This is a genomic window from Micromonospora sp. KC606 (assembly GCF_004348675.1).
Lineage (GTDB): Bacteria > Actinomycetota > Actinomycetes > Mycobacteriales > Micromonosporaceae > Micromonospora.
Window position 1 is genome coordinate 1 of record NZ_SMKN01000242.1, and the last position, 8,594, is coordinate 8,594.

An 8,594-nucleotide genomic window follows, 5' to 3' on the forward strand; every position below is an offset into this window, starting at 1 on the left:
GTGTCGCCCAGCCCGACCCGCTGACCCTCGCCGCCGAGCAGTCGCACGACGGCCCGCGGCGGTGCGCTGCCCGCTCTCTGGGTGCGGCCGCGATGACAGTCAGGGAAAAGCAGGGAGGCCGCCGGCGGGTCACGACGGCGGCCTCCCTGCTGGGATGCCTACTCAGCCCTGGGCGCCGAGGCGTTCCAGGATCAGCTCACGGACCGTCTTCGCGTCGGCCTGGCCACGGGTGGTCTTCATGACCGCGCCGACCAGCGCGCCTGCCGCGGCGACCTTGCCGCTGCGCACCTTGTCGGCCACGTCCGGGTTGGCGGCGATCGCCTCGTCCACGGCGGCGGTGAGCGCACCGGTGTCGGAGACGACCTCCAGGTTCCGGTTGGTCATGATCTGAGTTGGCGAACCCTCGCCGGCCACCACGCCCTCCAGGACGACACGGGCCAGCTTGTCGTTGAGCTTGCCGGCGTCGACCAGGCCCTGCAGCTCGGCCACCTGCGACGGCGTGGCCCCGACATCGGCCAGCTCGATGCCGACCTCGTTGGCCCGCCGGGACAGCTCGCCGAGCCACCACTTGCGGGCGGCGGCCGGGGTGGCGCCCGCGGCGACGGTGGCCTCGATCAGCTCGACGGCACCGGCGTTGAGCACCGACTGCATGTCCAGGTCGGACAGGCCCCACTGCTGCTGGAGCCGGCGACGGTGCAGCCGCGGCAGCTCCGGCAGGGCGGCCTTCAGCTCGGCCACCCACGCGACGTCCGGCGCGAGCGGCGCCAGGTCCGGCTCCGGGAAGTACCGGTAGTCGGTCGCGGTCTCCTTGGACCGGCCCGGGGTGGTGTCGCCGGTGTCCTCGTGGAAGTGCCTGGTCTCCTGGGTTATCCGCCCACCGGCGTCGAGAACCGACGCCTGGCGCAGCATCTCCGACCGGACCGCCCGCTCGACGGAGCGCAGTGAGTTGACGTTCTTGGTCTCGGTGCGGGTGCCCCACTCCTCGCCCGGTCGGCTCAACGAGGTGTTGACGTCACAGCGCAGCGACCCCTCCTCCATCCGGACATCGGAGACGCCCAGCGAGCGGATCACGTCACGCAGCTCGGTGACGTACGCCCGGGCCACCTCCGGAGCCAGCGCGCCGGTGCCGGGGATCGGCTTGGTGACGATCTCGACCAGCGGGATGCCGGCCCGGTTGTAGTCGACCAGCGACTCGGTCGCTCCGTGGATCCGGCCGGTGGCACCGCCGACGTGCAGCGTCTTACCGGTGTCCTCCTCCAGGTGCACCCGCTCGATGCCGATCCGCACGGTCTCGCCGTTCACCTCGACGTCCAGGTAGCCGTCCACGCAGAGCGGCTCGTCGTACTGGCTGATCTGGAAGTTCTTCGGCATGTCCGGGTAGAAGTAGTTCTTCCGAGCGAACCGGCACCACTGGGCGACGGAGCAGTTCAACGCCAGGCCGATCCGGATCGTCGCCTCGATGGCTGCCTTGTTCGCCACCGGCAACGAGCCGGGCAGACCCAGGCAGACCGGACAGACCCGGGTGTTCGGCTCGCCCCCGAAGTCGGTCGGGCAGCCGCAGAACATCTTGGTGTTCGTGCCCAGCTCGACGTGGGTCTCCAGGCCGATCACCGGCTCGTAGCGCGCGACGACATCGTCGTACGCGGGCAGTGTCGTGGTCATCGGTGCTCCTGCCTCACAGTGCCGGTGGGGTGAACGTGCCGACCGCGGACTCCAGCGCGGCGGCGACCCGGTACATCCGGTCGTCCGCCATCGTCGGGGCCATCACCTGCAGGCCGACCGGCAGCCCTTCGGAGAGGCCGCAGGGCACCGAGATGCCCGGGCCGCCGTACAGGTTGGTCGGGATGGTGTACAGGTCCGCCAGGTACATCTGGTACGGGTCGGAGGTGCGGGCCCCCAGCGGGAACGCCACGAACGGGGTGGTCGGCGAGATCAGCGCGTCGACCTGCGTGAACGCGGCGGTGAAATCCCGGGTGATGAGGGTACGGACCTTCTGCGCCTGCCCGTAGTAGGCGTCGTAGTAGCCCGAGGAGAGCGCATACGTGCCGATCATGATGCGTCGCTTCACCTCGGGGCCGAAGCCGGCCTCGCGGGTCAGCGACATGACCTCCTCCAGCGAGCGGTTGCCGTCGTCACCGACCCGCAGGCCGAACCGGACGCCGTCGAAGCGGGCCAGGTTCGACGAGCACTCGCTCGGGGCGATCAGGTAGTACGCCGGCAGCGCGTACCGGAAGTGCGGGCAGGACACCTCGATGATCTCGGCGCCCAGCTTGGTCAGGGTGTCGACCGACTCACGGAACGCGGCCGTGACGCCCGGTTCCGCGCCCTCGCCGGTGAACTCCTTCACGACGCCGAGCTTCACGCCGGTCAGGTCCCCGCTCGCCCCGAGCTTCGCCGCCGCCACCACGTCCGGCACCGGAGCCGGGATGGAGGTCGAGTCGCGCGGGTCGTGCCCGCCGATGACCTGGTGAAGCAGGGCCGCGTCGAGCACGGTACGGGCGCAGGGGCCGGGGGTGTCCAGTGACGACGAGAACGCCACCAGTCCGTACCGGGACGTGCCGCCGTAGGTGGGCTTCGCGCCGACGGTGCCGGTGACCGCGCCGGGCTGGCGGATCGAACCCCCGGTGTCCGAGCCGATCGACAGCGGCGCCTCGTACGCGGCCAACGCGGCGGCGCTGCCGCCGCCGGAGCCGCCAGGTATGCGGTCGGTGTCCCACGGGTTGCGGGTCGGGCCGTACGCGGAGTATTCCGTGGATGAGCCCATCGCGAACTCGTCCATGTTGGTCTTGCCGAGCATCACTGTGCCGGCGGCGCGCAGCCGCTCGACGATGGTCGCGTCGTACGGCGGGCGCCAGCCCTCCAGGATCTTCGACCCGACGGTGGTCGGCACGCCCTTGGTCGCGAGCACGTCCTTGACCGCGACCGGCACGCCGGCCAGGGGACCCAACCCATCACCGGCCGCCCGGCGCTCGTCGACCGCGCGGGCGGCGGCGAGCGCGCCGTCGGTGTCGACGTGCAGGAAGGCGTTGATCTGCCCGTCGACGGCGGCGATCCGGTCCAGGTGGGCCTGTGTCACCTCGACGGCGGAGGTGTCACCGGCGGCGACGAGACCCGCGATCTCGCTCGCGGTCAGTCTGGTCAGGTCGGTCATGAAGCCACATCCTCGTCCAGGATCCGCGGAACGCGGAACCGCTGATCCTCAGCGTCGGGGGCACCCGACAGCGCCTCCTGCGGGGTCAGCCCGGGCACCACCACGTCCTCGCGCAGGATGTTGGTCAGCGGCACCGAGTGGGAGGTCGGTGGGATGTCCGCCGCGGCGACCTCGCCGACCTGGGCGACCGACTGGAGGATCACGTCGAGCTGGCCGGCGAAGGTGTCCAACTCCTCCTCGGTGACGGCGAGCCGCGACAGTCGCGCGAGGTGCGCGACCTCCTCGCGGGAGATGGCGGCCATCGGTGCCCCCTTCGTGGCTGTCCTGACTGCGTCTGCGTGCTGCCGACCGCGCGGTCACGGTGGAGATGACGCGCGGTGACCGGAGCGAGTCTATTGTCCTGCCGTCGCGACGACGCCCCCGGCTCCCCCTCCGGGCCGCCGGCCGGGCCGGCGGCGGCCTCAGCGGGCCGGGCGTCGCGGGCCGTCCACCTCGGCGCTGACCGTCGGATGCACCGGGCGGTACCGGGACAGCCAGGTGGCCAGTTCCTCGGCCGGCATCGGCCGGGCGTGGAACCAGCCCTGTGCCACGTCGCAGCCGGCCGCGTGCAGCAGCCGCCAGGTCCGCTCGTCCTCCACGCCCTCGGCGACCACCCGCAGCCCCAACGCGCCCGCCAGCTCGATCATCGACCGGACCACCGCCGCGTCGTCCGGGTCGTCGGCCATCCCGAGGACGAACGACCGGTCCACCTTGACCTCGGTCAGCGGTAGCCGCCGCAGGTGCTGCAACGAGGAGTAGCCGGTGCCGAAGTCGTCCAGCGAGATGGCCACCCCGATCTGGTGCAGCCGCGTGATGGTGGTCAGCACCCGCCGGGGGTCGGCCATCAACGCGCCCTCGGTGATCTCCACCTGGAGGCGTTCGGGGCAGAGCCCGGAGCGGGTGAGGCGGTCGGCGATCCGGTCGGCGATCTCACCGGTGTGCAGGTCGCGGACGCTGACGTTGAGCGACGCGCGCAGGGTGATCCCGGCTGCCGACCACTTCCCCAACTGTTCCACCACGTCGTCCACGACCCGCCGGGTGAGCAGGCGCATCACCGCGCTCTGCTCGGCGAGGCGGATCAGCTCGCCCGGGTCGACCATGCCCCGGCGGGGGTGCCGCCACCGCAGCAGCGCCTCGACACCGACCACCTCGCCGGTGGCGATGGCGATCTGCGGTTGGTAGTACATCGTGATGTCGCCGACGTCCGCCGTGTCGTCCCCGACCCGAGCGGGGACGACACGGTTCCCGACCGGGTCGGAGACGGCCGGCGTGTCGGTGGACGCCAGCAGGTCGGGTGCCGGTCGGGTGGTGCGGGGCCGGCTCGGGTCCGCCCCGGTGAGGATCCGGTCGAGCAGCTCGTCCGGGTGCGCCGGGCCGCCGCGGGGGCGGCGGCGCAGCGGCCACCACCGGCCCGGCCCGGCTGCCGGCTCCGTCGCCGCGGCCAGCCGCGACGGCAGCGCGGCCCCGTCGCCGCCCCGCACGGTCCGCCCGGCCGGCGGCCTCGCATCGAGTACGCGGCGCAGGTCGGCCAGCAGCCCCAGCCGCTCGGCGGAGTGGTGGTCGGACTCGGCGGCGTACACGGCGACGGTGTCGTTGCGGTGCTTCGCGTCGTACATCGCCACGTCGGCGTGGCGCATCAGGGTGGCGTAGTCCTCGCCGTGCTCGGGGAAGAGCGCGACGCCGATGGACGCGCCCACGTCCAGTGGCAGCCCGTCCAGCGGCACCGGCTCGGTCAGCGCCGCGACCACCCGGTCGGCCAGTTCGCGGGCCTCGTCGACGCCGGTCAGTCGGGTGGCGACGATGGCGAACTCGTCGCCACCGAGCCGGGCCAGCATGTCCCGCCCGTCGACGACGTCACCCAACCGGGCGCTGACCTCGACCAGCAGCCGGTCCCCCACGGCGTGGCCGAGGGCGTCGTTGACGTTCTTGAACCGGTCCAGGTCGATCAACAGCAGGGCGAGGTGGGCGTCCGCGGCGCCCCTTGCGATCCGTTCGGCGTGCAGGTGCGCCTGCTCGGCCAACTCGGTCTGCAGCGCCTTGCGGTTGGGCAGCCCGGTGAGCGGGTCGAGCGCGGCGAGCTGGTCCTGCTCGGCGGCGAGCCGCGACATCCGGTGGACGGCCAGGAGCGGCACCAGCACCAGGGGGATCAGGGCCGCGCTGGCCCGCGCCGCGGCGACGAGCACCGGGGCGAGCAGCAGCAGCGAGCCGGTGGTGAGCAGCTCGAAGCCGAGCGCCTGCCGTACGCCCGGCCACCACCGGCCACCGAAGCGCAGCCGCAGCGCCGCGCTGACCAGGACATGGTTGACCGCGAACCAGATTACGGTGGCCACGGCGACCAGGGCCACGTCCGTGCCGCGCAGCCACCCGACGTCGGCGAGGCCGCCCGGCCCGAGCCGCAGCACCAGGGCCGCGGCGCCGAACGCGCAGGCGTACTGCGCGGCGTTGAAGGCGGTCCGCCAGACGGCGTGCCGCATCCGCCACCCGGAGACGGCGACCGCGACGGTCTGCACCGCCAGCGCCGGGGCCAGCCCCCAGCCGAGCAGGATCGCGAAGGTGAAGCAGGTGGACGGGAAGACCGCCGAGGTGTGCCGCCGACCGGGCGGGACGAAGGGACGCGCGTCGCAGGCGACGGCGAGCGCCGCCATCGTCCAGAACGCCGCCGGCAGACTGGGGAGCCGGTCCGGCAGACCCGCCAGGGACGGCACGGCGACCAGTGTCGCCAGCCCGACGACCACGGCGACGAACCCGCCGAACGGGGCAGTCCGCTCGGGCGGGAGGGAGTTGCGGGGGTCGGCGGTTTCCATCGCACCTCCCGGGCGTACGGCCGCGGTGTGCGCCGGTCGCACACCGTGCAACCATCAAACGCCCTGGGTGCCGGGATTCCCCAGGCGACAGTCACGAATCGGGCGTAGTCGTAATTAAGTTGGTATACGACCCCAAGATCCGATTCCGGGCGAAGCGATCACTCCTCGACCCGGGCCACCTCCCGGGCGGCGTCCGGACCCCGGTCGAGCAGCACCCGGAAGCCGTCCTCGTCGAGGACCGACAGCCTGAGGGAGGCGGCCTTGTCGGCCTTCGAGCCCGGGTTGTCGCCCACCACCACGAAGGTGGTCTTCTTGGACACCGAGCCGCTGACCTTTCCGCCCCGGCTCTGGATCGCCTCGGCGGCCTGGTCCCGGCTGAACCCGGCCAGGGTGCCGGTCACCACCACGGTGACCCCCTCCAGCGGGCGTGGCCCCTCGTCGGTCGCCTCCTCGGCCATCCGCACGCCCGCCTCGGCCCACTTACGGACCACCTCGCGGTGCCAGTCGACGGCGAACCACTCCTTGATGCTGGCGGCGATGGTCGGGCCGACGCCATCCACCGAGGACAACTCCTGCTCCGACGCCGCCTCGATCGCGTCCATCGAGCGGAAGTGCCGGGCCAGGGCCTGGGCGGCGGTCGGGCCGACGTGCCGGATGGAGAGCGCGACCAGCACCCGCCACAGGTCGCGCTGCCTCGCCACGGCGAGGTTGTCCAGCAGCCTGGCGGCGTTGCTGCCGAGGCTGCCGTCCTTGTTGACGAAGAACGGCGAGCGGGCCAACTGCTCGGCGTCGAGGGCGAACAGATCACCCTCGTTCGTGATGATCTGCGCGTCCACCAACGCGGTGGCGCCCTTCTCGCCGAGCGCCTCGATGTCGAGCACCTTGCGGCTCGCCAGGTGGTAGACCCGTTCGCGGATCTGCCCCGGGCAGGTGCGCGCGTTGGGACAGCGGATGTCGACGTCGCTCTCCTTGGCCGGCGCCAGCGTTGTGCCGCAGGCCGGGCAGGTGGTGGGCATGACGAACGGCCGGGCGTCGGGGGGACGCAGCTCGACCACCGGGCCGAGCACCTCGGGGATCACGTCGCCGGCCTTGCGCAGCACCACCGTGTCGCCGATCAACACCCCCTTGCGCGCCACCTCACGGGCGTTGTGCAGGGTGGCGAACTCGACGGTGGAACCGGCCACCCGCACCGGCTCCAGCACCGCGTAGGGGGTCACCCGGCCGGTACGCCCGACGTTGACGCGGATGTCGTGCAGTCGGGTGTTCACCTCCTCCGGAGGATATTTGAAGGCGACCGCCCAGCGGGGCGCCCGGCTGGTCGAGCCGAGCCGGCCCTGGATGGAGACCGGGTCGACCTTGACCACCACGCCGTCGATCTCGTGTGCGACGTCGTGCCGGTGCTGGGCGTAGTAGGCGATGTACGCCACGACGCCGGCCAGGTCGGGCACCACCTGCCAACGGTCGCTGGTGGGCAGCCCCCATGCCCTCAACGCCGCGTACGACTCGGACTGGGCCGTCGGCCGGAAGCCGCGACGGGCGCCGATGCCGTGCACCACCAGGCGCAGGGGCCGGGACGCGGTGATCCGCGGATCCTTCTGACGCAGGCTCCCCGCGGCGGCGTTGCGCGGGTTGGCGAACGGCGCCTTGCCCTGCTCGACCAGGCTGGCGTTGAGGTCGGCGAAGCCGGCGACCGGGAAGTAGATCTCGCCGCGCACCTCGATGAACTCCGGCACGTCGGGAAACTCGTCGGAGCCGGTCAGCCGGGTCGGGACGTCCCTGATGCCGCGCACGTTGGCGGTGACGTCCTCGCCGGTACGCCCGTCGCCCCGGGTGGCCGCCCGAACCAGCCGGCCCTTCTCGTAGGTGAGGTTGATGGCCAGGCCGTCGACCTTCAGCTCGCAGAGGTAGGGCACCGGGCCGCCGGCGTCCCGCTCGACCCGCTCGGCCCAGGCGGCCAACTCCTCGTCGGTGAAGGCGTTGTCCAGCGACATCATCCGCTCGGCGTGGTCGACGGGCGCGAAGTCGGTGGAGAAGCTGCCACCGACCCGCTGGGTCGGCGAGTCGGGGGTGCGCAGCGCCGGGTACCGCGCCTCCAGCGCCTCCAGCTCGCGCAACTGCCGGTCGAACGCGGCATCCGGGATGACCGGCGCGTCCAGCACGTAGTAGCGGTACTGGTGCTCGGTCAGCTCCTGGCTCAGCGTCGCGTGCCGCTCCCGCGCCTCGGGGGTGGGCTCGCCGCCGGCAGCCGCCTCCTGCGCGGCGCTGACCTGATGGGGGATCTCTTCTTCTGACACCCTGCCGCCTCCGGACACCGCTGCCAACCCCCCCGTGATCACGCTACCGGAGCACCGTAACGGCCCGGTGGGACAAACCCGCGCCTCCCCCGCCACGCCGACGGGCGGGCACGGGCCGTCCGTGCGACGATCGCCGCACGTCGGCGGCCGGGTGCGCCGCCCGGGAAGAGACAGGGGTACGGATGCCCGAGTGGGTGTGGTGGTCGCTGCTGGTGGTGCTGGCCGTGGTCGCCGGGTGGGTCTGGAACGAGTGGCGACGCCGGGGCGGCCGCCCGTCCGACGGCGGCGGACAGGCCAGGCCGGAGC

General features: G+C 72.6%; 5 protein-coding genes. All 5 read right to left on the reverse strand.

The features are described 5' to 3' along the window. Nucleotides 1-162 precede the first annotated feature (162 nt). The 5 genes from gatB to ligA all read right to left on the reverse strand — a co-directional run bounded on the left by gatB (nt 163) and on the right by ligA (nt 8,288). Nucleotides 163-1,662 carry an Asp-tRNA(Asn)/Glu-tRNA(Gln) amidotransferase subunit GatB gene (gene gatB, locus E1193_RS27715; RefSeq protein WP_132186127.1) on the reverse strand — a complete coding sequence of 500 codons (1,500 nt, stop codon included), beginning with the start codon at nt 1,660-1,662 and terminating at the stop codon, nt 163-165. Between the two features lie 13 nt (nt 1,663-1,675). After that, the gene (gene gatA / locus E1193_RS27720; RefSeq protein WP_132186128.1) at nt 1,676-3,151 is read right to left on the reverse strand and encodes an Asp-tRNA(Asn)/Glu-tRNA(Gln) amidotransferase subunit GatA; all 1,476 of its coding nucleotides are present in this window, start codon (nt 3,149-3,151) and stop codon (nt 1,676-1,678) included. Then, nucleotides 3,148-3,453: an Asp-tRNA(Asn)/Glu-tRNA(Gln) amidotransferase subunit GatC gene (gatC, locus tag E1193_RS27725; protein WP_132186129.1), complete on the reverse strand. Its 306-nt coding sequence runs from the start codon at nt 3,451-3,453 to the stop codon at nt 3,148-3,150. The genes gatA and gatC overlap by 4 nt, the downstream gene beginning before the upstream one ends. 159 nt (nt 3,454-3,612) lie before the next feature. Then, nucleotides 3,613-5,994, reverse strand: coding sequence for an EAL domain-containing protein (locus E1193_RS27730; protein WP_132186130.1), 2,382 nt, complete (start codon nt 5,992-5,994; stop codon nt 3,613-3,615). A 158-nt stretch (nt 5,995-6,152) separates the two neighbouring features. Beyond that, a complete protein-coding gene (gene ligA, locus E1193_RS27735) occupies nt 6,153-8,288 on the reverse strand; it encodes an NAD-dependent DNA ligase LigA (RefSeq protein WP_132186131.1) in 2,136 nt (711 codons plus the stop codon). Nucleotides 8,289-8,594: the final 306 nt, after the last annotated feature.